The organism is Kitasatospora gansuensis (genome assembly GCF_014203705.1).
GTDB classification, from domain to species: domain Bacteria; phylum Actinomycetota; class Actinomycetes; order Streptomycetales; family Streptomycetaceae; genus Kitasatospora; species Kitasatospora gansuensis.
This window is the reverse complement of sequence record NZ_JACHJR010000001.1, coordinates 4,018,232-4,043,199: the sequence shown is the minus strand read 5'-3', so window position 1 is coordinate 4,043,199 and position 24,968 is coordinate 4,018,232. Positions and strand designations below refer to the sequence as shown.

The following is a 24,968-nucleotide window of genomic DNA, read 5'->3' as shown; positions in this document are numbered from 1 at the left end:
TCATCCTCTCTCGATCTGCATGAGCATCAGTTCGTCGGTGCCACCGGCCAGCGCCAGACCGAAGCCGTCGCGCAGCGCCCGCTCGGCCGGGTGGCCGGTGCGGTAGCCGTCGGCGCCGGCCAGCTGGATCGCCTCGTCGGCGACCCGGCGCAGCAGCACCGAGGCCCGGTACTTGCACATCGCGGCGTACGCCGCCGTGCAGCCGCCCTCCACCAGCAGCCGGACGCCCTGCAGCGCGGCCGAGCGAACCTCGGCCACCTCGGCGGAGAGCTCGGCGAGCAGGAAGCGGACGTGCTGATTGGTCAGCAGCGGGCTGCCGAAGGTGCTCCGGTGCCGGGCCCCGCTGACCGCGTCGTCCAGCACCGCCTGGGCCAGCGCGGTCATCCGGACGGTGAGCATCACCCGCTCGTGGATCCAGTGCCGCATCAGGGTCAGCAGGCCCTGCCCGGCGGGTGCCAGCACGGCCCGGACCGGGGCCGAGCGCAGGCTGATCGAGCCGGTCAGCCCGGTGTGGCCGGAGCCGCCCAGCGCGGTCACCTCGACCTCGCCGGCCCCGGCCTGCCTGGTGTCCACCAGCAGCAGGGCCGGGCCGGGGCGCGGCCCGGTGTGCTGCTCCGGGTCCTCGGCCAGCACCAGCAGCAGGTCGGCGAACGGGGCGTTGCTGATGAACCACTTCTCCCCGGTGACGGTGAGCCGCTCACCGTCCCGGCCGACCCGGGTGGTCAGGGTGGAGAGATCGCTGCCGCCGTCCGGTTCGGTGGCGGCCAGCGAGACCGTGACGGTGCCGTCCAGCAGGCCGTCCAGCAGCTCCGGGTGGCCGGTCAACAGCCGCGTGCCGACCTCCAGTTGGGTCAGTACGGCGGCGCCGGGGGCACCGTTCGCGACCTGGGCGAAGGCGGTGTGCAGCTGGATCGCCCGGCCGAGCGCCAGACAGCGCGGGCTGCGGCCGTCCACCTCGGGGGTGGCGGCCGGCCAGGCGGCCCGGAGCAGACCGGCCGCGCCGAGTGCGCCGATCAGCTCCCGGACCGGCGGCACGGCCGGGTCCTCCCAGCGGTCGGTGGCCAGCAGCTCCGGGTGGGCGGCCACGAAGGCGGCCACCCGGTCCGCGTAGTCCTGGTCGGGGTTGGCGGCCGGCTCCCGGCGGACGACCAGCGGGGCCAGGTCGCGCTGGGGCGCGGCGGTGGAGCTCGCGGTGTCAGGTGCGGCGGTGTCAGTCATCCCAGCCCGCCAGCCGTGCCAGGGTGGTCATCATCATTTCGTCCGATCCGGTGGAGATGGAGAACAGCCGGGCATCGCGGAACGCCCGGTTGGCCGGGCTCTCGGTCAACTGCCCGGCGGCGCCGTGCAGATGGAGACACTCACGGGCCACCGTGCGGGCCAGCCGGCTGGACCGGAGCTTCACCGCGGCGGAGGCCGAGCGGTAGTCGGCGCCGCCCTCCCAGCGGTCGATCGCGGTGTACGCCAGCTGCCTGGCGCTCTCCACCTCGGCGCGCAGCCGGGAGAGCCGGAAGCTGACGTCCTGTCGGCTGCCGATCGGGGCGCCGAAGCTGATCCGCTGGTCCAGCCGCTCCCTGGTGCGCTCCAGCAGCCGGTCGGCGATCGCCAGCGCACGGCAGGCGGAGATGATCCGCTCCTGCTCGAACTGCCGTAGCTGGGTGACCAGTCCGAGCCCGTGGCCGCCGATCCGGTACTCGGTCGGGACGAAGACCCGGTCGAAGTCGACCGTGCCCGCCACCCCGGCCGCCCGCAGTCCGAGCGTCGGGGCACCCGCCGTCACCGTGACGCCCTCGCCGAACGGCACCATCAGCAGCACGTGGCCGAACGGTCCGCGCGCCTCCGGCAGCCGGGCCAGCACCGCAAACGCGTCCGCGTACAGGCCGCCGACCACCCAGCGCTTGCTGCCGGTGAGCAGGTAACCGCCGTCCACCGGCGTGGCGGTGGAGGTCACCGCGGCCACGTCGGAGCCCGCGCCCGGCTCGGAGACCGCGTGCGCCAGCACGTACTCCCCGGTGAGCGCCGGGCGGAGGAACCGGTCCACCGCAGCCGGGGTGCCGCCCTCGGCGATCATCGGGGCGACCATGTCGTTGTGCACGGTGAGCGTCATGCCGACGCTGTCCGAGGACAGCCCGCCCAGGCACTCGGCGAACACCACGTGCTCCCAGGCGCTGCCGCCGGCGCCGCCGTGCTCGCGCGGGAAGCGCAGCCCGAGCCAGCCGCCCGCGCCGAGCCCGGCCAGCACCTCGCGGACCGGGAACCGGCCGGCCGCCTCCCAGGCCGGGATGTGCGGTTCGACCTCGGCCGCCAGGTGGGCGGCCAGGCCCGCCCGCAACTCCTCCTGGGCCGGGGTGAACCAGCCCGTTCTGACACCCTGCAGGACGGTCATCATGCCCCCACGAGTTCACGCAGCCGGACGGTGTCCGGCTTGCCGGTCGACAGCGCGGGGAACTCGGGCACCAGCACGAACTCGCGCGGCACCATGTACCGGGGCAGCGCCCCGGCCACGTGCGCGGCCAGCCCCGCCTGGTCCGCCTCGGCCCCGGGCCGCAGCCGGACCACACAGGCCAGCGCCAGGCCGTCCCGCTCGTCCGGGGCGGCGGCCACGAAGGCCTGGGCCACCGCCGGGTGGGACTCCACCGAGCCGCGCACCTCGTTCAGGTTGATCCGGTAGCCCCGGATCTTCACCTCGTCGTCGGCCCGCCCGGCGAAGGCGATCACGCCGTCCGGGCCGCGCTCGCCCAGGTCGCCGGTGCGGTAGTGGCGGACCCCGGCCACCTCCAGAAAGGCGGCCGCCTGCTCCTCCGGACGGTTGAGGTAACCGGTCATCAACTGGTCTCCGGCGATCAGGAGTTCGCCGGGTCCGTGCTCGGTGACGGTGCCGTCCGGCGAGCGGAAGGCCACCGTGACACCAGGCAGCGGCCGGCCGATCGGGTAGTGCGCGGTCCGGCCCGGCTCGCGCTCGGCGATCGGCTGCGCCACCACCAGGCAGGTCGCCTCGGTCGGGCCGTACCCGTTCACCACCCGGACCTGCTCCGCCGCCGCCAGCCAGGACTGCACGGTGGCCGGGTTGAGCACCTCGGCCCCGGTCATGATCCGGCGCAGCGCGCCCAGCCGACGGCCCGTCAGCCCGTCGCCCTGCTGGGCCAGCAGGGTCAGCGTGGAGCCGACCGCCGCCAGGTGGGTGACCCGCTCCCGCTCGATCAGGTCCAGCAGCAGCGCGGGCAGCGGCAGCGCCGGGCCCAGGTGCACGGTCGCGCCGTGCAGCAGCGGCAGCAGCAGGTCGACCACCGAGACGTCGAAGTGCAGCGCCGAGGTGTTCAGGCAGACCGACTCGGGGCCGATCTCCAGCAGCGGCCCGACCCCCGCGAAGAACGCGTCCAGCGCCCGGTGCGGGATGCAGACGCCCTTCGGACGCCCGGTCGATCCCGAGGTGTAGAGCACGTACGCCAGGTCCTCCGGGCCGACCTCGACGGGGGTGAACGGCTCGGCGCCGTGCTCCTCCACCAGGTCCTCCACGGCCAGCAGCGGGACCGGCCCGAGCTCGGCGGTCAGCCGGGGCAGCCTGGTCCTGGAGCCCAGTACGGCCGCCAGGCCGGCGTCGCCGACCAGGCCGCGCCGCCGGGCCGCCGGGGCGGACGGGTCCAGCGGTACGTACGCCGCACCGGCCAGCAGCACGCCCAGCAGGGCGGTCACCGCGGCGGCCGACTTCTCGCCGTGCACCCCGACCAGGGCACCCCGGCCGACACCGCGCCGGGCCAGACCGGAGGCGACCGCGGCCGCCTCCCGGTACAGCTCGCGGTAGCTCAGCCGCCGGCCTGAGGTGACCAGGGCGGCCCGTCCCGGCGCCGTCCCGGCGTGTCCGGCCAGCGCCCGGAGCAGGCTGCCGGTCACCTGGTACCCCGGCGGACCACCAGGTCGATCAGCGCGCTGAGGCTCTCCAGGGCGTCCAGGTCGTCCGGCTCGGCGCCGAACTCGACGCCGTGGTCGCTGCTCAGACGGACCGTCAGCTCGACCGCGTCCAGCGAGTCCATGTTCAGGGCCCGCATGAAGTTGTCGTCGGCGGCCAGCTCGGCGCCGACTTCGCGCTTCTTGATCACGCCGAGGGTCTGGATCAGGTTGTCCCGGACCGTGTCGGCCACGATGGTGCTCATGTGTTCGCCTTCGTTGTCTGAGTGAGGGGAATGGGAGGGGAGGATTTTGCCGGGCGGTCGCGGCGGGCGCCCTGCGAGAGCACCGTCCAGGCGACCGCGGCGGTGACCAACGCGGTGCCCAACAGGGCGCCGGTGGGCAGGCGTTCGCCCAGCAGCAGCCAGCCGAGCAGCACCGCGACGACCGGGTTGACGTACGCGTAGGTGCCGGCCAGCCGCTGGTCGACCTTGGTCACCAGCCAGATGTAGGCCCAGAAGCCGACCAGCGAGCCGAGCAGCACCAGGTGCGCCCCGGCCAGCCAGAACGACACCGAGGTGAGCGCCTCCGGCCTGATCCGGGACCACTCGCCGCCGACCGCCGAGGCGGTCAGCAGGGCCAGTCCGCCAGAGACCATCTGGACCGCCGAGCTGAGCGCGGGGCCCGCGGGCGGCCCGGCCGCCCGGTCCGGACGGGCGGCCAGGTGGCCGGCCAGCGCCCAGACCGCGGCGGCGGCCAGCACCTGGAGCGAGGGCAGCAGCGGCCCGGCCTGGAAGCCGAGCAGCAGCGCCACCCCGCCCAACCCGCAGGCCACCACGGCGAGATCGGCCGCGGTCGGCCGGCCGCCGGTGACCGCGCGCAGCAGCAGCGTCCAGAGCGGCACGGTGGCGAAGCAGACGCCCGCCGCCGCCGAGGGGAGCCGCTGCTCGGCCACGCTGACCAGGCCGTTGGCGCACAGGAAGTGCAGCACCCCGAGCAGGGCGAACCGCCCGGCCCGGCCGCGCAGCCGCTCCCGGACGCCGGGCCCGTGCCCGTCAGGGGTGCTGTGCCGGTTGCGCCGACGGGCGGCCCAGGCCACCGCCGTCAGCAGGATCGCCCCGGCGGCGGTGAACCGGACCCCGGCCGCGAACAGCGGGGGCGCGGCACCGACCATCACCCGGATGCCGAGGAACGTCGAGCCCCACAGCACCCACACCGCGAGCAGTGCGGCGATGACCTGGAACCGCCGGTGCGAACTGGTCACCGGGACCAGGCCAGGCTGTGATCCAGGTACCTGGCCGAGGAGTTGAGCCGCCACAGGGCGCCCCGGGTCATCGCCCGACGGGTGGCCGGGTCGGCTGCCGCGGGCTTGACCACGTTGGCGAACCAGCCGCTGGCGTGGTGCGCGTCCACCCCGATGTGCAGGTCGTGGTAGACGATCGCGGCCGGCGGCAGGTCCAGCCGGCGCCAGGCGTGCAGCACCTGGGAGAAGCGGTCCGGCACCAGCCACTCGGTCATCGCCAGGAAGCCCACCGCCTCCGGGAAGAGGCTGCGGTAACGGCAGCACAGCACGGCCAGGTTGCCGCTCAGCAGCGCCTCGGCGGTCAGGCCGCCCTCCAGCTCGGCGTCGCTGATCCCGAACGAGTCGATGATCTTGCCGAACAGCAGGGTGTGCACCTGCAGCGGGTCACCGTTGCCCATCTCGTCCCAGAAGTTGGTGGCGATCTCCAACTTGGCGCCACCGCTGGTCCCGAGCTGCATCAGGGCCAGCAGGTCGTCGAACCGGGAGTCGACCGCCGACTCCTGCACGATGTACCGGCGCAGGTCCGAGGGGTTCGCCTCGTTGCGGACGAACTCGTGGTAGTACGGGTGCTTGAACGCCCGGTGCGCGCGGGTGACTTCCTTCAGCCACGGCACGTACGCCTCGGCGTCCTCGGGCGCGCCGACCAGCACCTCCTCGTCCAGCCGGGCGTCCTCGGCGGCCATCGTGTCGAGCTCCAGGCGCCGGGTCACGGCGTGCAGCACGACCGAGCCCTCCGCCGAGGCGCCGCTGGGGAGTTGAAGGTGCAGGGCGTAGATCCGGGACAGCAGGTACTGCTGCGCGAAGAACGCGTCCTCGTCCCCGGACTCCCGCAGGACGGCCAGCGAGCGTACGGCGTCCAGCAGTTCGGCCTGGACGGCGGGCTCGCCGAAGGCCCGGTCCAGCTCCTCGGCGCCCCGGGTCAGCCAGGGCAGGAACCACTCGACGAACTCACGGGACTTTTGGGCGCCGAATCCGGGGACCGGGTCCGCCGCGTCGACGGCGGGGGCCAGCTGTTCGGCCGTTGCGGTGCTCATGGTTCTCCTCGGGTGTGGGAATTCGGACGGACTCAGGCCGAGGGCTGCCGGGCCGAGCGCAGGAAGGTGGCGATCAGGGCCAGGCCCGCCGCGGTCACCGCGACGTCCACGCCGACCCCGAGGTGGATGCCGTCCAGCAGGGCCGCGGCGGAGCCGCTGTCCTGGTGGCCGGAGGCGCCGAGCGCCACCATCGAGCTGAGCAGCGGGATGCCGAGGGTGAAGCCGATCTGCTGGGTGAGCGTGGTCAGGCCGGTGGCCAGGCCCTGCTCCTCGTTCGGCAGGCCGGAGGTGGCGGTCACGTTGAAGGCGACGATCGCGGTCACGTTGCCGTAGAAGCCGATCCCGAGCACCGCCAGGACCAGGCCGAACCAGCCCTTCTCGACGTCCAGGAGCAGCAGCGGCAGGTTGGCCACCGCCTGCACCAGCAGACCGCCGACCAGCACGTTGCGGCTGCCGAAGCGGCCGATCAGCTTCGGCGCGCCGAGACCTGCCAGCACCGCCGCGACACCGGGCACCGCGAAGGCCAGACCGGTGGCCATCGCCGAGTAGTGCAGCACCTCCTGGAGGTACAGCGTCATCATGAAGACCACCGCGGTCTCCATGCCGAAGGCCAGGAAGCCGCCGACGTTGCCCCACTTGACCGAGGGGCGGTTCAGGATCCGGACCGAGGCCAGCGGGGCGACCGCCTTGCGCTCGATCAGGTAGAACGCGGTGAGCAGCAGCACGGCGGCGGCCAGCGAGCCGAGCGCGACCGGGTCGCTCCAGCCCTCGGTGCCCGCGGCGGTGAAGCCGTAGGTCAGCGCGAGCAGGCCGGCGGTGACGGTGATCGCGCCGGGGATGTCCAGCTTCACCTTGTCCGGGGTCCGGCTCTCCTTGATCACGGCGGGCGCCACGAACAGCACCAGCAGCGCGATCGGCACGTTCAGCAGGAAGGCCCAGCGCCAGGTCAGCACATCGGTCAGGACGCCGCCGAGCAGCGCGCCGACGGTGAAACCACCGGACAGCAGCGCGCCGTTGAGGCCGAGCGCCTTGTCACGCAGCGCGCCGTTGAGGCCGAGCGCCTTGTCACGCAGCGCGCCCTCCGGGAAGGCGGTGGTCAGCAGCGAGAGCGCCGCCGGGGTGGCCATCGCGGTGGCCAGGCCCTGCAGCACCCGGGCCACGATGATCAGCTGCTGACTGTCCGTCAGACCGCCGAGCAGCGAGGCGGCGGCCAGCAGGCCCATCCCGCCGAGGAACAGCCGGCGGCGGCCGAACAGGTCACCGAAGCGGCCGAACAGCAGGGTGAAGCCGGCGGCCGGCAGCGCGAAGGCGGTGGCCACCCACTGCAGGTTCGCCTTCGAGAAGGCCAGGTCCGCGCCGAGGTCGGGCAGCGCGACGTTCAGGATCGAGAAGTCGACCGTGAGCATGAACTGGGTGCCCAGCAGTAGGGCGAGGATCAGCTTGTGCTGACCCGACAACCGGGTCGGGGCCGGCGGCGGGTCTGCCACCAGGGGGGTTTCGGCCAGGACAGCCATCGGAGCGGGCTCGCTTTCTTGGAGTCGGTACGACTCCGAAAACGATGCCGGGCCGCCCCTGCCCCTCCCAGGGGTTCCGGGGTCAGCAAGCTGCAGGCGCGGTGGCAGCAACCTGGCAGCCTTTGCACTAGTGCAAATATGTGTTGCACCTAGTTCAATGACGCGTTAGCGTTTCCCCATGACCGCGAAGCTGCCCTCCCCCACTGTCCTGACCGGCCGTCATGTCCGGCTGGAGCCCCTCACCCCCGCCCACGCCGCCGACCTCTTCGAGGCGGCCGGCAACGACGAGGAGGTGTTTCGCTGGGTGCCGGTGGCCATCCCCACCACCCCGGCCGAGATGGCCGACAACCTCACCGCCCGGATCGACGACCCGAGCTGCGACCCCTTCGCGGTGATCCACCTGAGCACCGGCAAGGCGGTCGGCGTCACCTGCTACTTCGACGCCTCCGCCGACGACGAGAGCCTGGAGATCGGCGGCACCTGGTACGGCCGCCAGGTCTGGCGGACCGAGGTCAACACCGAGTCCAAGCTGCTGCTGCTCACCCACGCGTTCGAGGACCTCGGCATGGGCCGGGTCTGCTGGAAGACCGACCACCTCAACGAGCGCTCGCAGAACGCGATCAAGCGCCTCGGCGCCCAGTACGAGGGCACCTTCCGCCGCTCCCGCCAGCGCCGGGACGGCAGCTGGCGGGACAGCGTGTACTTCTCGATGCTCGCCGACGAGTGGCCCACGGCGAAGGACCGCCTGACCACCCGCCTGGCAGCGGGACCGATGGGCTGACGGCACGGGGGCGTCCGGGCTGAGGGCCAAGGGCCGTTCGGGCTGAGCAGCAACGCCCGTTCGGGCTGACATCCGGGGGCCCGTTCGCCGGGCCAGGCGCCCATCGGCGATGATGTGCCATCCCCCGCCTGTCAGCCCATCAGCCCGGAGACGCCCCATGCGCACCCTGACCCACGCCGAATTCCTCGCGCTGAGGAGGTTCGACGCGCTGGACGGACTCCGGGCGATCGCCGCCGTGATCGTGATCTTCTTCCACTACGGCGGCGGCAAGGTGGTGTTCCTGTCCGGCTGGATCGGTGTGCACATCTTCTTCGTGGTCTCCGGCTTCCTGATCACCACGCTGATGCTCCGCGAGAAGGACCGGACCGGCCGGATATCGCTGCGCAACTTCTACCTGCGCCGGATCTTCCGGATCGTGCCGCTCTACTACCTGGGGCTGGCGGCCACGGCCCTGGGCGTCTACCACTCCGGCTACAGCTGGAACGTGCTGATGAACCACCTCCCGCACTTCCTCGGCTTCATGAGCGAGTACCACCTCGCGGGCGACACCCCGTACCTGCACACCTGGACCATCGGCATCGAGCAGAAGTTCTACCTGGTCTGGCCGCTGGCGCTGATCCTGGTCGGCGCGATCTCCCGGAAGCTCCGGGCGCCGCTCGCCGTGGCGGCCATCGTCCTGGTGCTGATCCGGTGGTCGGACACCTGGCACGGCATGGGCATCCACTACTCGGTCCTGCTGACCGGCGCGCTGCTCGCCGTGGTGCTGCACCACCGGCGCGGGTACGCCCTGTTCCGTCCGCTCACCCACCCGCTGACCGGGGTGGCGGTCGCGGCCGCCTTCCTGGTCCTGCACCTGCACCTGCGGGACCTGGTCAAGTACTTCGGTGGCGAGCAGCCCGCCGTCTTCCTCTACGGCCTCGCCGTCGCCGTCCTGCTGCCCTCGCTGTTCGGCCCCGGCCCCGGCCGCTGGGTGCTCTCGCTGCGCCCGCTGGTCTTCGTCGGCGAGCGCTCGTACGGCGTCTACCTGCTGCAGGCCCTGGCGGTCGGCGTGGTCGCCGTGCTGGCGCCGTGGCTGCCCGGTGGCACGCCGCTGTTCGCGACCGCCGTCACGCTGGTCGCGCTGTTCGCCGCCGACGGGCTGTACCGCTGGGTGGAGCAGCCGATGATCGGCAACGGACGCCGGCTGATCAAGTGGCTGGACCGGAAGTTCCCCACCTCCCGTCCGGCCACCGCCGAGCAGCCGGCGTCCGAGGTCACTCCAGACCGGCGAGCACCAGTGGCAGCCGGCTGATCCCGGCCGGGGTGATCCGGATCGGGACGCCCCAGTCCTGCTGGTGGACGTGGCAGGCGGGGTACTCGATCTCCGGGTCGTCGTCGCAGGAGGCGGCCATCGCCGAGACGTGCAGGACGCCCTCGGTGAGCTGGTCCGAGAGGACCAGCTCACGGGTGAGGTCGGAGTCGGGGCCCGCGCCGGAGAGCAGGAGTTCGGGCGGGGTGGAGCTGACCAGCAGGCGGGTGGACGGGCCGTAGCGCTCGTCCAGCTTCTGGCCGCTGGGGGCCTGGAAGACCACGTCGAGGCGGAGCGCGCCCGGTGCCACCTCGGTGGCGGCGCGCTGGGTGCGGTGGGCGACCGCGTCCACCCGGACGGCCTCCTCGGGGAGCCGGAGCCTGGTCAGCCGGTGCCGGGCCGACTCGACCACCACGATGTCCTCGCCGACCAGCACCGCGCCGGAGGGCTCGCGCAGGTCGGTGGCCAGCGTGCTGACCTCGCCGGTCGCCGGGTCGAAGCGGCGCAGCGCGTGGTTGTAGGTGTCGGCGATCGCCACCGAGCCGTCGGGCAGCACGGTCACCCCGAGCGGGTGCTGGAGCAGCGCCTGGTCGGCCGCGCCGTCCCGGTGGCCGAAGTCGAACAGGCCGGTGCCGACCGCGGTGTGCACGGACTGTGTTTCACGTGAAACCCAGCGGACCGCCGAGGTCTCCGAGTCGGCGACCCAGAGCTTCTCGCCGTCCGCCGAGACCGCCAGGCCGGACGGCTGGGCGAACCACGCCTCCGCCACCGGGCCGTCCACCAGGCCCTCGTTGGTGGTGCCGGCCGCGACCCCGACGGTGCCGGTGGCCGGGTCGTACGCCCAGAGCTGGTGCACGCCGGCCATCGCGATCCAGACCCGGCCGTCGAAGAACGCCACGTCCCAGGGCGAGGAGAGGTCGACCTCGGTGGCCGGGCCCTCGGTCGGGGACCCCTGCCACCACTGCCTGCCGGTACCGGCCAGCGTGCTGACCGAACCGTCCGAGAGCCGGACCCCGCGCAGCGCGTGGTTCACCGTGTCGGCCACCACCACGTCGTAGCCGAGCCCCTCGGGGGCCAGTGCCAGCCCCTGCGGCTCGCTGAACCGGGGCGCCGTACCGTCCACGAACCCGCGCTCGCCGTCGCCGATCCGCCGCACCACCGTCTCGCCGTCCTCGGCCAGCTCCACCAGTGAGTGGTGCCCGGAGTCCGCGACCAGGTAGTGCCCGTCCGGCAGCCGGACCGCCTTGCCCGGGAACTTCAGGTCCCCCGCGACCGGCTCCGGCGCCACGTACGGGCCGTCGCCGCGCCGCAGCGTCCCCTTGGCCGCGTGCTCCGCCTCCAGCTCCTCGACCAGCTTCGCGATCGCGTGCGCGTGCCCCTCACCGGCGTGCTGGGCGACCACGTACCCCTCCGGGTCGATCACCACCAGCGTCGGCCAGGCCCGGACCGCGTACTGCTTCCAGGTCACCAGCTCCGGGTCGTCCAGCACCGGGTGGTGCACCTCGTACCGGGCCACCGCGTCCACCACGGCCTGGTGGTCGGCCTCGTGCACGAACTTGGGCGAGTGGACGCCGACGATCACCACGGTGTCGCGGTGCTTCTCCTCGAGCTCCCGGAGCTCGTCCAGGACGTGGAGACAGTTGATGCAGCAGAAGGTCCAGAAGTCGAGGACCAGGATCTTGCCGCGGAAGTCAGCCAGCGACAGATCCTTGCCGCCGGTGTTGAGCCAGCCGCCCTTCCCCACCAGTTCGGGGGCGCGGACACGTGCACGAGTAGCCATGCCCCCATCCAACCGCATCGGGCCACGGCTGATTCCGGTACGCAAAGGCCCCAGCAGGCCCGTCAGCGGATCAGGTGCGGCAGGAAGCGGGCGCCCTGGTGGGTGATCGGGCTGTCGTCGGTCTCGCGGATGCCGAGGCCGGCGGCCTCGCCGTCGACCACCCAGGTGCCGAGCACCGGGCGGTTGCCGTCGAAGTCCGGGAGCGGGCAGAGCTGCTGGTAGCAGAAGCCCTCGGCGCCGTACCGGTCCGGATCGCCCGCCCACGCGGCCAGCCGGGTCTGGCTGCCGTCCGGTTCGACGATCCGGACGCCCGCGCCCTCGCGGCCGAGCAGCGGCTTCATCGCGTACCCGGTCTCCACCAGCTCGCGCGGGCCGTCCAGGTAGGCGGGCAGCAGGTTGGGGTGGCCGGGGTTGAGCTCCCAGAGGACGGCGAGCAGGGCCTTGTTGGACAGCAGCATCTTCCAGGCCGGTTCGATCCACAGCGTGCTGCCGGTGGAGCCGCCGAGGTCGATCCCGCCGAGCAGGGCCGGGGCGAACTCCTCCTCGGTCAGCCACTCCCACGGGTAGAGCTTGAAGACCGAACGGATGAACCGCTGGTCGAGGTCGACGAACCGGCCGGTCAGCCCGTCCAGGCCGATGTCCTCCATGGCGATGCCGACGGTCTCGATCCCGGCCTGCTCGGCGGTCTCCTGGAGGTAGAGGGTGGTCATCCAGTCCTCGCCCTCGCTGTCGCCACGCGAGTGCGCGAAGTGCACCGGACCGGGCGGCAGCAGGTGCTTCTGCCGCTGCCAGGAGGCGACCAGGCGCTCGTGCAGCGAGTTCCACTGGTCGGCGCCGGGGAAGCGCTCCTCCATCCAGAACCACTGCGGGCCGGCCGCCTCGATCAGCGAGGTCGGGGTGTCCGCGTTGTACTCGAACAGCTTGGCCGGGCCGACGCCGTCGTACGCCAGGTCGAACCGCCCGTACACCGACGGCTGTTCGTCGCGGCGCCGCCAGGACTCGGCGATCACCGCGGTGAGCCGAGGGTCCGTCAGGCCGTAGTCGGCGTACCGCTCCGTCCGCACCACGTGCTCGACGGCCGTCAGGCAGAGCTCGTGCAGCTCCTCGACCACCTCCTCCAGCGCCTCGACCTCGGGCAGCGAGAACTCGTAGTACGCGCTCTCGTCCCAGTAGGCGTGCGGGCCGCCCTGGTTGCAGGGGTCCTCGCAGACCGCGTAGATCAGGCCCTGGCCCTCCACGGTGGGCTGCCAGTCGGGGCGGGGGTCGATGGTGTGACGGCGCATCAGGATCAACCTCCGCCCGAACCGCTCGAGCCGCTCGGGCAGCCGAAGCCGCCGCGCTTGGTGTCGCCCTTGGCGAAGGTGCCGCCGGTGGCGATGCCCGAGCCGGAGCCGCAGTAGTACCAGCGGCCGGCCGCCGTCTTGCCGTCCGAGCAGGAGTGGTTGTCCAGCACCTTGAGGCTGCCCGGGTCGACGCAGCGGCGCGGCGCGTTGCCGCTCGACGAGCAGCTGGTCAGCGCCAGTGCCAGGGTGCCGACCATGCCGAGGGCGACGAAGCCCGAGCGTCTGCGCTCGGGTACCGGAGTGGAGGTCATGGCCGACGATGCTACTGGGGAGGTCCGGAAACCGACCCGATGGGATATCTTTTGGCCGGTCCCGGGCCGGGACACCGACTCGTTCCTCCCAGGGGGCTCACCGTGCACGACATCGTCAACGGGCTTGGCGCGGCTGCCGTATTCGGCGCCGTCGGGGTGGTCCTGCTGCTGCTCGGCGTCGGGCTGGTCGACGTGCTGACGCCCGGCAAGCTCGGCCACCAGATCTGGGTGGAGCGCAACCGCAACGCGGCCGTGGTGCTCAGCTCCGCGCTGCTCGGGATCGGCGGGATCGTCTTCACCGCGATCATGTACACCTACGACGACTTCGGGAAGGGCCTGGCCGCGACGGCCACCTTCGGCCTGCTCGGCCTGGTCCTGATGGCGGTGGCCTTCTGGCTGCTGGACGTGGTCACCCCGGGCAAGCTCGGCGCCATCCTGGTCGACCCGGAGCCGCACCCGGCGGTCTGGGTCACCGCCAGCTGCAACCTCGCGGTGGCCGCGATCATCGCCGCCTCGATCGCCTGACCGAGCGTCATAAGACCGAACGTCACGAAGGGGGCGCCCACCATCCGGTGGGCGCCCCCTTCGGCGTCCGTCAGCCCTCCAGGAAGGCCTTGAGCGCCGCCGCCAGCAGGTACGGGTCGTCCGCGCCGCACAGCTCGCGGGCCGAGTGCATCGAGAGCGCCGCGATGCCGCAGTCGACCGTGGTGATGCCGAGCCGGGCCGCGGTGATCGGGCCGATCGTGGTGCCGCAGGGCATCGAGTTGTTGGAGACGAAGGTCTGCCACGGCACGCCGGCCTTCTCGCAGGCGGCGGCGAACACCGCCCGGCCGACCGCGTCGGTGGCGTAGCGGTTGTTGACGTTGACCTTGAGGATCGGGCCGCCGTTGGGCATCGGGTGGTGCCCGGGCTCGTGCCGCTCGCTGTAGTTGGGGTGCACCGCGTGCCCCATGTCGGAGGACAGGCAGACCGTCCCGGCCAGCGCGCGGGCGCGGTCCTCGGGGGTACCGCCCCGGGCGTAGACGCTGCGGTCCAGCACGTTGCCGAGCAGCGGGCCCTGGGCGCCGGTGTCGGACTCGCTGCCGGTCTCCTCGTGGTCGAAGGCGGCCAGCACCGGGATGTACGGCAGCGCGGTGCCCGCGACGGCGGCCAGCGCGGCGGTGCCGGCGTGCACCGAGAGCAGGTTGTCCAGCCGGGGCCCGGCCAGCAGCTCGCGGTCGCGGCCCAGGTAGGACGGCGGCTGGACGTCGTGCGTCATCAAGTCCCAGCCGACGACGGCGTCGGCCGGCACCCCGGCCCGCTCGGCCACGTACTCGACCAGGGAGCCCTCGTTGACCGTGCCGATCCCCCAGATCGGCGTCAGGTGACGCTGCTTGTCGAGCTTCAGGCCCTCGTTCACCTGGCGGTCCAGGTGGATCGCCAGCTGCGGCACCCGCAGCAGCGGCTCGTCGATCTGAACCAGCGTCACGCTGCCGTCGCGCAGCGCCAGTCGGCCGGACAGGCCGAGGTCGCGGTCCAGCCAGGTGTTCAGCGGGACGCCGCCGTAGACCTCGACCGCGATCTGCCGCCAGCCGGCCGAGCCGGTGTCCGGCACCGGCTTGACCCGCAGGTTCGGCGAGTCGGTGTGCGTGCCGACCACCCGGAACGGGGTCTCGGGACCGGCCCCCTCGGGGACGTACCAGGCGATCAGCGCGCCGCCGCGGATGACGTACCGGCCGCCGGCGGCCGCGTCCCAGGCCTCGGTCTCGGCCACTCGACGGAAGCCGACCTTCTCGAGCCGCTCGGCGGCACTGGCCACCGCGTGGAACGGTGACGGCGAGGTGCCGAGGAAGGCGATCAGGTCGTCGGTGTGCGTTCGGTCGAAGGAGGCCGGGCGGACGGCGGTCGACATGCTGCTCCTGAGTTGAGGGAGGGCGGAAGCCGGATGGGGGACCGGTCTTCGACCCCGAGCATATGCCCGTACACGGACATGACGCTGTGAACTCAACAACGGTGACACAACGGTGAAGCGCGGGTGCCTCGGCCGGTGCCCGCATCGGCCATCCGGGCTGCCGACGGCGAGCCCCGGGCCGCTCGCCACCGCCCCGGCGGGGATCGACGGCAGGATGGGACGGACGCGGTGGTCCTGGAGCACGGTGGTCCTGGAGGTCGAGAGCAGCTACGCCGAGCAGTGGGGCTGGAGACATCGGATGGGACGGTTGTTTCGGCATGGGAAGTTCGCGCAGCCCGGTCGTGGTCCGGTGACCGGGCCCACCGGCAGCCGACGTCGGCGCGTCCTGGTCGCGGTGGCCACCGGAGCGGCCGTGGTCTCGCTGGGCGGCATGGCCGCCGCCACCCTGGTCAAGTCCCCGGCGGAGCGCGCCGCGCAGACCGCGCCGCCGCCCCGGAGCCTGCTGACCGCCGCCGTGGTCAGCCGGGTGCTGAATCCGGCGGTGACCGCGCGGGCGGCGGTCCACCCGGTGACCCGGTACGACGTGGTCCCGGTCCCGGCCTCCCCCGACGTCACCCAGCTCTACCTGTCCGGGCTGTACGTGAAGCCGGGCGACTCGGTGGGCAGCGGCCAGCTGCTCGCCGAGGTGTCCGGGCAGCCGCTGTACCTCCTCAAGGGCCCGGTCCCCGCCTACCGGGACCTGAAGCCCGGGTCCAGCGGCCCCGACGTGGTGGAACTCCAGGAGGCGCTGGCGGAGTTGGGGCACCAGGCCGGTTCCGACCAGAAGGGCTTCTTCGGCCCCGGCACCAAACGGGCGGTGACCGCCTTCTACCGGGCCATCGACCATCCCGTACCGGTCACCGGCGCGGCCACCGAGCAGGCGGTGGACGCGGGCCAGAAGGCCGTGGACGCCGCCCAGCAGGCCGTGGACACCCTCACCGCGCAGCGACAGAACGACCGGTACGCCCCCGGCATCGACCAGCAACTCTCGGCGGCCAGACGCCAGTTGGCCACCGAGAAGGCCGCGCTGGCGAAGGCCGTCGCGGCGAACGGACCGATGGTCCCGGCGGCGCACGTGGTCTTCCTGCCGGCCCTGCCCGCCTCGGTGACCGCCGTGACCAGCTCGGTGGGCATGCCGGTGTCGGGCGCCCTGCTCTCGCTCAGCAGCGGGGGCCTGACCGTCACCGGGCAGCTGACGCCCGCTCAGGCCGCGACGGTCGTACCGGGCATGACCGTGGAGATCCTGGCCGAGGAGACCGGCACCAGGTTCACCGGCACCGTCGCCGAGCTCGGCGCCCTGAGCACCACCCCGCCGGCCGGGAGGGTGGTCACCATCGGCGGGACGGCCCCGGCCGCAGCTCCCCCGGTGCCCACCGCCGACGCCCTCCCCTACGTACCGGTCACCGTCACCCCGGCCGCCGACCCGCCCGGCGCACTGAGCGGCCGGAACGTCCGGATCACCATCCGCAAGCAGGACTCCGGCCGGCCCGTCACCGCCGTCCCGGTGGCGGCGATCTCCACCGACGCCGCGGGGAAGACCACGGTCACCACGGTGAACGCCGACGGCGACCGGACGACCGTGGCGGTGACCACCGGCGTCACGGCCGAGGGCATGGTCGCCGTCGTCCCGGCCGACGGGAGCGAGCTGCGGGCGGGCGACCAGGTGGTGGTCGGGAGGTGAGCACCGACGTCCGGCCGGCCCCCGTCATCCGGCTCAGCGGGATCAGCCGCAGCTTCGGCGGCAAGCCGCCTTTCACCGCCCTGCACCCCGCCGACCTGAGCGTCCGTCAGGGCGAGTACCTGTCCGTCACCGGCCCGTCCGGCTCCGGCAAGTCCGTCCTGCTGCACCTGCTCGGCCTGCTCGACACCCCGAGCGGGGGCCGGTACGAGCTGGACGGCATCGACACCGGCGCGCTCGGCGACCGGGACCGGTCCACGCTGCGCGGGCGGCGGATCGGGTTCGTGTTCCAGTCCTTCCACCTGCTGCCGCACCGGACCGCCGAGGAGAACGTCGTGCTGGCTCAGGTCTACCACCAGGTGCCCCGGGCCCGACGGGCCGAGGCGGCGCGGGAGGCGCTGCGGCTGGTCGGACTGACGCACCGGCAGGACGCGCTGCCCACCACGATGTCCGGCGGCGAACGGCAGCGGGTGGCGATCGCCCGGGCGCTGGTCAACCGGCCGAGTCTGCTGCTCTGTGACGAACCGACCGGCGATCTCGACTCCGCCGGCGCCGGGGCGGTGCTGGACCACTTCGACGAACTGCACGCGCAGGGATACACGCTGGTGGTGATCTCGCACGACCCGGCGGTCGCCGCCCGGGCCGGACGGCGGGTGGCGCTCCGGGACGGCGTGCTGTCCGAGCCGACGGAGGCGATCAGCTGATGGCCGACAGCACCCTGCCGGAGCCGGGTTCGCGGCTCAGCGCCCGGGACCTCGGTACGGAGGCGCTGTCCGGCATCCTCCAGCGCCCCGGCCGCTCGGTGCTCACCGCGCTGGGCACCGTGCTCGGGGTCGGCGCCCTGGTCGCGGTGCTCGGCCTGACCGCGACCGCCTCAGGACAGATCGGCGAGCAGTTCGACCTGACCAGGGCCACCACCGTGACTGTCGCCGACCGCCCCGGGACCGACACCGGCCCCCCGGGGGTCAACCCGCCGATGAGCTTCCCGGCGGACGCCGACGAGCGGCTGCGCCGGATCGACGGCGTCGAGGCGGCCGGGGTCTGGTGGACCGTGCCGGGCAACCCGGTGCTCTCCAGCCGGCCCACCGGCACGGAGACCCCAGGCCCGACCGTCTTCGCCGCCACCCCCGGCGCCGTCGCGGCGATGGCCCCGACCCTGCTGACCGGCGTGCCGTTGGACGCCTTCGCCGAGCACACCGCGCAGCCGGTGGTGATGCTCGGTCAGGCCGCGGCCGAGCGGCTCGGGGTGAGCCGGCTGGACGCCCAGCCCGCCGTCTTCCTCAACGGCCTGCCGTACACCGTGATCGGGATCTACTCGGACGTCCGACGGCAGTCCGCAACCCTGCTGGGCGCGATCATCCCGGCCAGTACGGCACTGGCCCAGTTCGGCAACCCCGGCACCGAGGGCGACCGCAGCGCCCAGGGGCTGATCGCCACCCGGGTCGGCGCGGCGGCCGTGGTCGCCGAACAGGCCGCCGTCGCCCTCCGGCCGGACACCCCAACCGCTTTCACCGTGACCCCGCCCCCGGACCCGCACAGCCTCCGCGACGAGGTCACCTCCGACCTGACCGGGCTCTTCCTCGCCCTGGCCGCGATCTGCCTGCTGGTCGGCGCGGTAGGCATCGCCAACACCACCCTGGTAGCCGTCCTCGAACGCACCGAGGAGATCGGCCTGCGCCGCGCCCTCGGCGCCAGGACCAGGCACATCGCGGCCCAGTTCCTCACCGAGTCGACCGTGCTCGGCACCCTGGGCGGCCTGGTCGGCACCAGCCTGGGCGTACTGACCGTGCTCGCGGTGGCGGCCGCCCGGGACTGGACGGCGGTGATGCAGCCCGCCGCCACCCTGACCGCCCCGCTGATCGGCAGCGTGATCGGACTGCTCGCCGGGCTGTACCCGTCGCTGCGAGCGGCCCGTACCGACCCGCTCAAAGCACTGCGGAGCGGCTGAGAACACACCGCGGGGCCCGGTCGTGGTGAACCGGGCCCCGCGGTGTTGAGGGTGTGTCAGGCGGTATTTCGGGTGGGGGCTTAGAAAGCCTCCTCCGCGAGCTCCATGATCTCGTTGTCGACACCCTCGGCGATCAGGCGCTGCGGGGTGACGGTCGGGAGCACGTTGCGGGCGAAGAAGCGGGCCCCGGCGACCTTGCCCTGGTAGAACGGGACGTCCTTGTCGCTGGCGCCCGCCTCCAGCTTGGCCAGCGCCACGGCGGCCTGACGGAGCAGCAGCCAGCCGACCACGACGTCGCCGGAGACCATCAGCAGGCGGGTGGTGTTGAGGCCCACCTTGTACATGTTCTTGACGTCCTGCTCGACCGAGGAGAGGTCGGCCAGCAGCTTGCCGACGATCGCCTCCAGGTCACCGGCCGCCTTGCCGAGCAGCTCGCGCTCGGTGGCCAGGGCGTCGCCGCCCTCGCCGGTGGCGAGGAACTTCTTGATCTGCTCGGAGACCACGGTGAGCGCCTGGCCACCGTCCTTGACGATCTTCCGGAAGAAGAAGTCCAGGCCCTGGATCGCGGTGGTGCCCTCGTACAGGGTGTCGATCTTGGCGTCGCGGATGTACTGCTCGATCGGGTACTCCTGCAGGAAGCCGGAGCCACCGAAGGTCTGCAGGGACTGGGCGAGCTGCTCGTAGGACTTCTCCGAGCCGTAGCCCTTCACGATCGGCAGCAGCAGGTCGTTGAGGCGCTCGGCGGCGTCGTCGTGCTCGCCGCGCAGGCGGGCGGCCACCAGGTCGTCCTGGACCGAGGCGGTGTACAGCACCAGGGCGCGCATGCCCTCGGCGTACGCCTTCTGGGTCATCAGCGAGCGGCGGACGTCCGGGTGGTGGGTGATGGTGACGCGCGGGGCGGCCTTGTCCAGGAAGTTGGAGATGTCGGCGCCCTGCACGCGCTCCTTGGCGTACTCCAGCGCGTTCAGGTAGCCGGTGGAGAGGGTGGCGATGGCCTTCGTGCCGACCATCATCCGGGCGAACTCGATGATCTTGAACATCTGGCGGATGCCGTCGACGCTCTCGCCGACCAGCCAGCCCTTGGCCGGGTGCTTGGCGCCGAAGGTCATCTCACAGGTGTTGGACGCCTTGAGGCCCATCTTGTGCTCGACGTTGGTCGCGTAGGCACCGTTGCGCTCGCCGAGCTCGCCGGTCTCCCAGTCGAAGTCGAACTTCGGCACGATGTACAGGCCGAGGCCCTTGGTGCCCGGCTTGCCGCCCTCGGGGCGGGCCAGCACCAGGTGGATGATGTTCTCGGACATGTCGTGCTCGCCCGAGGTGATGAAGCGCTTCACACCCTCGATGTGCCAGGAGCCGTCCTCCTGCTTGATCGCCTTGGTGCGGCCGGCGCCGACGTCCGAACCGGCGTCCGGCTCGGTCAGCACCATGGTGGCGCCCCACTGGCGGTCGACCATGAGCTGGGCGACCTTCTTCTGCTCCTCGGTGCCCTCGTCATAGACGACGCCGGCGAACGCCGGGCCGGACGAGTACATCCAGATCGCCGGGTTGGAGCCGAGGATCTGCTCCGCGTAGGCCCAGATCAGCGAGGACGGGGTGACCTGGCCGCCGATCTCCTCCGGGATGCCGAGGCGCCACCACTCGGCGTCCATGTACGCCTGGTAGCTCTTCTTGAAGGTCGCCGGGATCGGCGCCGTGTTGGTCTCCGGGTCGAAGACCGGCGGGTTGCGGTCGGCGTCGACGAAGGACGCGGCGAGGTCGTTCTCGGCGAGCCGCGAGATCTCGCTGAGGATGTTCTTCGCGGTCTCGACGTCCATGTCGGCGAACGGACCGGTGCCGTACACCTGGTCACGGCCGAACACCTCGAAGAGGTTGAACTCCACGTCACGCAGGTTGGACTTGTAGTGACCCATGACCGTTTCTCCGGTTCGTCGCTTCCGGGGTCCGCCGCCTTCGAGCGCCCCACTTACCCACCAGTAGGCACCATGATGCTACCCGTAAGTAACTTGTTCAAGCCCCTGGACGCGATAGGGCTATGAACACGGTCACGTCCACCGATAGCCTTGCCTCGTGTACGGCTACGAGCAGACCGGGTATCAGGGCGACCCCTACCAGCAGCAGGCGCAGCAACAGCACGCCCAGCAGCAGGGGATGAACGGCATGCCGGGCCCCGGCCAGTACGGCGAGCAGCCGCCGCAGGCGGCCCCTCAGCAGTCTCTCTACCCCGAACCCTCGCCGCCATCCCTCGCGGACGCGGTCCGGGCCTTCACCACCGGGTCGATGCCGGTCGAGGACTTCCAGGCCATCTTCATCACCTCGAAGGTGCACTGCCCGCGCGGCGACCGCCCCGGCTTCCTGGCGCTGCACAACACGCCCACGCCGGTGATCCCGATGTTCAGCTCGCTCAAGGAGCTGCGCCGGTACGCCGGCAAGGACTCCAAGCACTTCAGCGTCACCGGCGCCGAGGTGCTCGACCTGCTGCCGACCGGGTACGGCTTCGCACTGGACATGGAGGGCGAGCACCGGATGGTGTTCGACGCCAAGGCAGTGGAGCAGATGGTCGACTTCACCATGCGCCGGATGTACGGCTGAGATCCGCGGTTCCCCGGACCGGCCCCGACATCTTCATATGGTTCAAGTTTCAACTTGCTTCTTGTTGAGAGTTGAACTACCTTTGCCGATGTAGGCCACAGACCCCAGAAGGAGGCCGACATGCCCGCCGTGACCGTCGAGAACCCGTTGACCCTTCCGCGCGTTGCCACCCCGGACCCCGCGACCAACGTGCCGCGTCCGGTCCTGGCGGTGGTCACCGCTCCCGAGGGCTTCGAGGGCGAGGGTTTCCCGGTCCGCCGGGCCTTCGCGAAGATCAACACCAAGTACCTCGACCCGTTCATCATGATGGACCAGATGGGCGAGGTGGACTACGCCGCGGGCGAGCCCAAGGGCACCCCCTGGCACCCGCACCGCGGCTTCGAGACGGTGACCTACCTGATCGACGGCGAGTTCATCCACAAGGACTCGCACGGCGGCGGCGGCCACCTCGGCGGCGGCGACACCCAGTGGATGACGGCCGGCTCCGGCATCCTGCACATCGAGACCCCGCCCGAGTCGCTGGTCCTGACCGGTGGCCTGTTCCACGGCATCCAGCTCTGGGTCAACCTCCCGGCCGCGGACAAGATGACCGCCCCGCGCTACCAGGACATCCACGGCGGGCACGTCAAGCTGCTCACCTCGCCCGACGGCGGCGCGATCCTCCGGCTGATCGCCGGCGAACTGGCCGGCAACGAGGGCCCCGGCGTCACCCACACCCCGATCACCCTGCTGCACGCCACCGTGACGCCGGGCGCCGAGATCACCATCCCCTGGCGCAAGGACTTCAACGCGCTGGCGTACGTCCTCAACGGCGACGGCACGGTCGGCTCCGAACGGCGGCCGTTCCGGAGCGGGCAGGCCGCGGTCTTCGGCGAGGGCGACACCCTCACCATCTCGGCCGACGCCAAGCAGGACTCCCGGCACCCCAACCTGGACGTGATCATCCTGGGCGGGCAGCCGATCCGTGAGCCGGTGGCGCACTACGGGCCGTTCGTGATGAACAGTCACCGGGAGCTCGAGCAGGCCATGCGGGACTTCCAGTCCGGCGCCTTCGGCCAGCCCACCGACTGACAGGGCTCAGGCACCTACGGTCCAGGGGCTCGGGGAACTGCGAGGAGATCTGGCGTGCGGGTCACTGCGAAAGTGCCTGCCCATCTACGCACGGATCACCTTTTTCGAGGTCGGCGTCGCAGTTCCCCGAGCCCCTGACCGTAGATGCTCGATCACCTGCCAACAGTTCAGATCCGCGCGTACAGCGCCGACGCGTCGTCGTGGGCCTTGCCCCGCGGCCAGCGTTCGCAGCGGGTGTCGGTGCGTTCGGTGGAGCGGACCTGGGCGATGAGTTCGGCGGGGCCGCGTTCGGCCAGCAGGTGGAGCGCGTCGGACCAGCTGCCGAGGCCGAAGCGTTCGGTGTAGCGGGCGGCGCCGTCGCTGAGGGCGGCCACCGCCTGCAGCGCGGCGAGCCGGACGAAGCCGGTCTCGGCGTGGGCCGCGGCGCGCGGCGAGGCGGCGGCAATCCACGGGCCGTGGCCGGAGTTGCGGGCCGCCCGGACCGCCAGGGCGTACCGCAGGTGGAGCTCGTGGCGTTCGGCGGTGCCCGGGACGGTGGACCAGATCTGCCGGCGGAGCAGTTCGCCGGCCGGGAAGCGCTGGTTGTCGCCGATCACCCGGGGCGGGCCCTCCTTGAGCTGCAGCACCAGCATCGAGTCGCCGAGCACCAGGTACTCCAGCGAGCTGCCGTGCAGCCGGGCGGCGACCACCATCGCGGCCGGGGTGTTGGGGTGGGCCAGGTCGCAGCGGCCGCCGTGCAGGGCGGCGGTCTCGACGATGGAGTCGGCCAGGCACTCGGCGATCGAGCGGTCGGGCCGGTCGGTCAGCCGGGCGAGCAGGTGCACGCCGAGCCGCCGGACGTACCACGGGGTGCCGTGCCGACAGCCCGACTCGAGGCCGTCCGGCGCACTCGAACCGTCCAGCAGCACCAGGGCCTCCGGGGAGGTCACGGCGAAGTCCTCGCTCTGCTGCCCCGGCTTCTGCGGTTCGCCCGCCAGCTCTACCTGCATCACGTCAGTGTGGCGGCGGAGCGGACGGGCGGACAGGGTTCGGACGATGATCCCTCGGTGGGGTGAGGGAAGTGGCAGCCGGGTGAATCCGGACATACCGTCAGTTTTGTCTGCTTCCGCTCTCTCCCCCAGGAGACCGCTGTGATGGTGCTGGAGTTCTTCGTCGTGGTGATCGCGGCCCTCGCCTTCCCGACCGCCCTGCTGCTCTTCATGATCGGCGGCCCGCACTACCGGGACCAGCCGCACTGAGCACCAAATGGTGGGACCGACCGGTCCCGGCATGACATGGTGAGGCTGGCAACACTGGTCTTCTGGAGGTCAACCCATGAGCAGCGGCACACCCGAATCCGTCGAACCGCAGAGCACGGAGCAGACTCCCGCCGCGCCCGACGACGTGAAGGCGAAGTTCCTGGCCGCCCTGGAGCGCAAGCAGGGCGTCCGGACGGACGGCTCCGGCGGCGGCCCGGGCAGTGAGTCGAAGGTCCACGGCACGCACGCGGCTGCCGGTGGCAAGCGCAACTTCCGCCGCAAGAGCGGCGGCTGACGGTCGTTCGACGAGGGGCGGCTCCCGACCGGGGAGCCGCCCTTCGGTCATTCCGCCCCTCGGTCATTCCGCCGCGAGGAAGCCCGCCACGTGGTCCAGCACCGTGGGCTCGGCGAGGATCCGGCTGTGCCCGAGACCCTCGGTGGTGAGCAGCTGGAGCCGCTCGCCGTACGCGGCCCGGAACAGGTCGGCCTGGCCGGGCAGCACCACCCGGTCGTCCCGGTCGTGCACCGCCAGCATCGGGAAGTCGAAGTCCCCCGGCCGGTGCACCGGGTCGAAGTCGGCCCGGTCCCGGCCGGCGGCCAGCACCTCGGCGACCCGGCGTTCCAGCTCGGGCCCGGCCCAGCGGCCGAGCCCGAGCTGCACCCGGAACGCCTCGACCAGGAAGCCGTACTCGGCCACCCCCGCGATCGTCACCACCCGGCCCGCCTTCACTCCCTCGCGCAGCGCCAGGAAGGCCCCGGCCGCCCCGAGCGAGTGCGCCACCACCGCCTCGAAGGGGCCGTACCGGTCGTGCAGCCGGCCGATCACCTCGCGGTAGTCGAGGATCGTGGTGGTCCGGCCACCGGAGTCCCCGTGCCCGGGGGCGTCGAAGGCGACCGGGCTCAGGCCGAGCGCCTGCAGACGGGGGATCATCGGCGCGAACCGGGAGGCCCGGGACCGCCAGCCGTGCACCAGCAGGACGGGACGCTCGCCGCTCCCCCAGCGGTAAGAGGTGACCTCCCGGGCGCCGACGGTGAGCTGCTCCGTCACCGCCCGGTCGTGCTGCTCCCGTTCGTCCGGCCTGATCCGGCTGCGGAGCACCGGGCGGTGGAACAGCGCGAAAGCGCCCTGGCCCGCCGCCCGGGGCGAGACCGTCGCGGTGGCGTTGAGTGCGGTGCGGAGCAGGGCTGCGGACAGATCCATGGACACTCCCCCGGCAGGGCTGCGGCCTGGGTGCGCAGCCGATCAGGGGGAGATATTAGCACGACCGTTCGTACAGTTTCTCTGGCGCTTGACGGGTCTACCGTGAGCCGGGTTGACCCTCGACCTGGTCGAGCCCC

23 protein-coding genes are annotated in these 24,968 nt (G+C 72.3%); 9 read left to right on the top strand and 14 right to left on the bottom strand.

The features are described 5' to 3' along the window. The 7 genes from F4556_RS17800 to F4556_RS17770 are packed head-to-tail and all read right to left on the bottom strand — an operon-like array spanning position 1 to position 7,733. Positions 1-1,218 carry an acyl-CoA dehydrogenase family protein gene (locus F4556_RS17800; RefSeq protein WP_184916886.1) on the bottom strand — a complete coding sequence of 406 codons (1,218 nt, stop codon included), beginning with the start codon at positions 1,216-1,218 and terminating at the stop codon, positions 1-3. After that, positions 1,211-2,383, bottom strand: coding sequence for an acyl-CoA dehydrogenase family protein (locus F4556_RS17795; protein ID WP_184916883.1), 1,173 nt, complete (start codon positions 2,381-2,383; stop codon positions 1,211-1,213). The genes F4556_RS17800 and F4556_RS17795 overlap by 8 nt, the downstream gene beginning before the upstream one ends. Next, entirely contained in the window at positions 2,383-3,888 is a 1,506-nt protein-coding gene (locus F4556_RS17790) for an amino acid adenylation domain-containing protein (RefSeq protein WP_184916881.1), read from the bottom strand. Before F4556_RS17790 ends, F4556_RS17795 begins: the two co-directional genes overlap by 1 nt. Continuing rightward, complete coding sequence (locus F4556_RS17785; protein ID WP_184916878.1) at positions 3,885-4,148, bottom strand: acyl carrier protein; 264 nt, start codon at positions 4,146-4,148, stop codon at positions 3,885-3,887. Before F4556_RS17785 ends, F4556_RS17790 begins: the two co-directional genes overlap by 4 nt. Next, positions 4,145-5,146, bottom strand: coding sequence for an EamA family transporter (locus F4556_RS17780; RefSeq protein WP_184916875.1), 1,002 nt, complete (start codon positions 5,144-5,146; stop codon positions 4,145-4,147). Before F4556_RS17780 ends, F4556_RS17785 begins: the two co-directional genes overlap by 4 nt. Then, entirely contained in the window at positions 5,143-6,219 is a 1,077-nt protein-coding gene (locus F4556_RS17775) for an iron-containing redox enzyme family protein (protein WP_184916872.1), read from the bottom strand. The genes F4556_RS17780 and F4556_RS17775 overlap by 4 nt, the downstream gene beginning before the upstream one ends. A gap of 32 nt (positions 6,220-6,251) precedes the next feature. Next, the gene (locus F4556_RS17770) at positions 6,252-7,733 is read right to left on the bottom strand and encodes an MFS transporter (RefSeq protein WP_184916869.1); all 1,482 of its coding nucleotides are present in this window, start codon (positions 7,731-7,733) and stop codon (positions 6,252-6,254) included. A 178-nt stretch (positions 7,734-7,911) separates the two neighbouring features. Between F4556_RS17770 and F4556_RS17765 the strand changes: the two genes are divergently transcribed. Both F4556_RS17765 and F4556_RS17760 read left to right on the top strand, forming a co-directional pair. Continuing rightward, positions 7,912-8,514, top strand: coding sequence for a GNAT family N-acetyltransferase (locus F4556_RS17765; protein WP_184916866.1), 603 nt, complete (start codon positions 7,912-7,914; stop codon positions 8,512-8,514). A gap of 157 nt (positions 8,515-8,671) precedes the next feature. Then, positions 8,672-9,805, top strand: coding sequence for an acyltransferase family protein (locus F4556_RS17760; protein WP_221503637.1), 1,134 nt, complete (start codon positions 8,672-8,674; stop codon positions 9,803-9,805). On the opposite strand, the gene F4556_RS17755 is transcribed toward F4556_RS17760, so the two are convergent. From F4556_RS17755 to F4556_RS17745, 3 genes are all read right to left on the bottom strand, one after another. Beyond that, positions 9,768-11,582 (bottom strand): NHL domain-containing thioredoxin family protein, encoded by a 1,815-nt coding sequence (locus F4556_RS17755; protein WP_184916863.1) that lies wholly within the window; start codon positions 11,580-11,582, stop codon positions 9,768-9,770. The two genes, F4556_RS17760 and F4556_RS17755, sit on opposite strands and share 38 nt — an antisense overlap. 62 nt (positions 11,583-11,644) lie before the next feature. Beyond that, entirely contained in the window at positions 11,645-12,865 is a 1,221-nt protein-coding gene (locus tag F4556_RS17750; protein WP_184916859.1) for a glutathionylspermidine synthase family protein, read from the bottom strand. Between the two features lie 5 nt (positions 12,866-12,870). Continuing rightward, complete coding sequence (locus F4556_RS17745; RefSeq protein ID WP_246511038.1) at positions 12,871-13,176, bottom strand: hypothetical protein; 306 nt, start codon at positions 13,174-13,176, stop codon at positions 12,871-12,873. A gap of 102 nt (positions 13,177-13,278) precedes the next feature. On the opposite strand from F4556_RS17745, the gene F4556_RS17740 reads away from it, so the two are divergent. Then, positions 13,279-13,701 (top strand): DUF350 domain-containing protein, encoded by a 423-nt coding sequence (locus F4556_RS17740; RefSeq protein WP_184916856.1) that lies wholly within the window; start codon positions 13,279-13,281, stop codon positions 13,699-13,701. 70 nt (positions 13,702-13,771) lie between these two features. Here F4556_RS17740 and F4556_RS17735 read toward each other — a convergent pair whose 3' ends face one another. Then, a complete protein-coding gene (locus F4556_RS17735; protein ID WP_184916853.1) occupies positions 13,772-15,067 on the bottom strand; it encodes a M18 family aminopeptidase in 1,296 nt (431 codons plus the stop codon). Positions 15,068-15,416: 349 nt separating this feature from the next. Between F4556_RS17735 and F4556_RS17730 the strand changes: the two genes are divergently transcribed. The 3 genes from F4556_RS17730 to F4556_RS17720 are packed head-to-tail and all read left to right on the top strand — an operon-like array spanning position 15,417 to position 18,732. Continuing rightward, positions 15,417-16,787, top strand: a complete 1,371-nt coding sequence (locus F4556_RS17730; protein WP_184916850.1) for a peptidoglycan-binding domain-containing protein — start codon at positions 15,417-15,419, stop codon at positions 16,785-16,787. Continuing rightward, entirely contained in the window at positions 16,784-17,488 is a 705-nt protein-coding gene (locus F4556_RS17725; protein ID WP_184916847.1) for an ABC transporter ATP-binding protein, read from the top strand. The genes F4556_RS17730 and F4556_RS17725 overlap by 4 nt, the downstream gene beginning before the upstream one ends. Next, a complete protein-coding gene (locus F4556_RS17720; RefSeq protein ID WP_184916844.1) occupies positions 17,488-18,732 on the top strand; it encodes an ABC transporter permease in 1,245 nt (414 codons plus the stop codon). Before F4556_RS17725 ends, F4556_RS17720 begins: the two co-directional genes overlap by 1 nt. Before the next feature lie 80 nt (positions 18,733-18,812). Here F4556_RS17720 and F4556_RS17715 read toward each other — a convergent pair whose 3' ends face one another. Continuing rightward, positions 18,813-20,642, bottom strand: a complete 1,830-nt coding sequence (locus F4556_RS17715; RefSeq protein WP_184916841.1) for an acyl-CoA dehydrogenase — start codon at positions 20,640-20,642, stop codon at positions 18,813-18,815. Between the two features lie 157 nt (positions 20,643-20,799). Between F4556_RS17715 and F4556_RS17710 the strand changes: the two genes are divergently transcribed. Both F4556_RS17710 and F4556_RS17705 read left to right on the top strand, forming a co-directional pair. Beyond that, a complete protein-coding gene (locus F4556_RS17710; protein WP_057234384.1) occupies positions 20,800-21,321 on the top strand; it encodes an SseB family protein in 522 nt (173 codons plus the stop codon). 120 nt (positions 21,322-21,441) lie between these two features. Beyond that, positions 21,442-22,392, top strand: a complete 951-nt coding sequence (locus F4556_RS17705; RefSeq protein WP_184916838.1) for a pirin family protein — start codon at positions 21,442-21,444, stop codon at positions 22,390-22,392. A gap of 167 nt (positions 22,393-22,559) precedes the next feature. Here F4556_RS17705 and F4556_RS17700 read toward each other — a convergent pair whose 3' ends face one another. Next, positions 22,560-23,381, bottom strand: coding sequence for an integrase (locus F4556_RS17700; protein ID WP_184916835.1), 822 nt, complete (start codon positions 23,379-23,381; stop codon positions 22,560-22,562). A 325-nt stretch (positions 23,382-23,706) separates the two neighbouring features. Here F4556_RS17700 and F4556_RS17695 point away from each other — a divergent pair, with 325 nt between their 5' ends. Next, the gene (locus F4556_RS17695) at positions 23,707-23,925 is read left to right on the top strand and encodes a DUF5302 domain-containing protein (RefSeq protein ID WP_184916832.1); all 219 of its coding nucleotides are present in this window, start codon (positions 23,707-23,709) and stop codon (positions 23,923-23,925) included. 63 nt (positions 23,926-23,988) lie between these two features. On the opposite strand, the gene F4556_RS17690 is transcribed toward F4556_RS17695, so the two are convergent. Then, positions 23,989-24,831 carry an alpha/beta hydrolase gene (locus F4556_RS17690; RefSeq protein ID WP_184916829.1) on the bottom strand — a complete coding sequence of 281 codons (843 nt, stop codon included), beginning with the start codon at positions 24,829-24,831 and terminating at the stop codon, positions 23,989-23,991. Positions 24,832-24,968 lie beyond the last annotated feature (137 nt).

Bases quoted from the DNA above. Each gene is read 5' to 3' on its own strand.
- F4556_RS17705 (WP_184916838.1), top strand. From the start codon at position 21,442: ATGCCCGCCGTGACCGTCGAGAACCCGTTGACCCTTCCGCGCGTTGCC.
- F4556_RS17745 (WP_246511038.1), bottom strand. From the start codon at position 13,176: ATGACCTCCACTCCGGTACCCGAGCGCAGACGCTCGGGCTTCGTCGCC.
- F4556_RS17715 (WP_184916841.1), bottom strand. From the start codon at position 20,642: ATGGGTCACTACAAGTCCAACCTGCGTGACGTGGAGTTCAACCTCTTC.
- F4556_RS17720 (WP_184916844.1), top strand. From the start codon at position 17,488: ATGGCCGACAGCACCCTGCCGGAGCCGGGTTCGCGGCTCAGCGCCCGG.
- F4556_RS17695 (WP_184916832.1), top strand. From the start codon at position 23,707: ATGAGCAGCGGCACACCCGAATCCGTCGAACCGCAGAGCACGGAGCAG.
- F4556_RS17765 (WP_184916866.1), top strand. From the start codon at position 7,912: ATGACCGCGAAGCTGCCCTCCCCCACTGTCCTGACCGGCCGTCATGTC.
- F4556_RS17760 (WP_221503637.1), top strand. From the start codon at position 8,672: ATGCGCACCCTGACCCACGCCGAATTCCTCGCGCTGAGGAGGTTCGAC.
- F4556_RS17795 (WP_184916883.1), bottom strand. From the start codon at position 2,383: ATGACCGTCCTGCAGGGTGTCAGAACGGGCTGGTTCACCCCGGCCCAG.
- F4556_RS17775 (WP_184916872.1), bottom strand. From the start codon at position 6,219: ATGAGCACCGCAACGGCCGAACAGCTGGCCCCCGCCGTCGACGCGGCG.
- F4556_RS17690 (WP_184916829.1), bottom strand. From the start codon at position 24,831: ATGGATCTGTCCGCAGCCCTGCTCCGCACCGCACTCAACGCCACCGCG.
- F4556_RS17785 (WP_184916878.1), bottom strand. From the start codon at position 4,148: ATGAGCACCATCGTGGCCGACACGGTCCGGGACAACCTGATCCAGACC.
- F4556_RS17755 (WP_184916863.1), bottom strand. From the start codon at position 11,582: ATGGCTACTCGTGCACGTGTCCGCGCCCCCGAACTGGTGGGGAAGGGC.
- F4556_RS17800 (WP_184916886.1), bottom strand. From the start codon at position 1,218: ATGACTGACACCGCCGCACCTGACACCGCGAGCTCCACCGCCGCGCCC.
- F4556_RS17750 (WP_184916859.1), bottom strand. From the start codon at position 12,865: ATGCGCCGTCACACCATCGACCCCCGCCCCGACTGGCAGCCCACCGTG.
- F4556_RS17770 (WP_184916869.1), bottom strand. From the start codon at position 7,733: ATGGCTGTCCTGGCCGAAACCCCCCTGGTGGCAGACCCGCCGCCGGCC.
- F4556_RS17700 (WP_184916835.1), bottom strand. From the start codon at position 23,381: ATGCAGGTAGAGCTGGCGGGCGAACCGCAGAAGCCGGGGCAGCAGAGC.
- F4556_RS17735 (WP_184916853.1), bottom strand. From the start codon at position 15,067: ATGTCGACCGCCGTCCGCCCGGCCTCCTTCGACCGAACGCACACCGAC.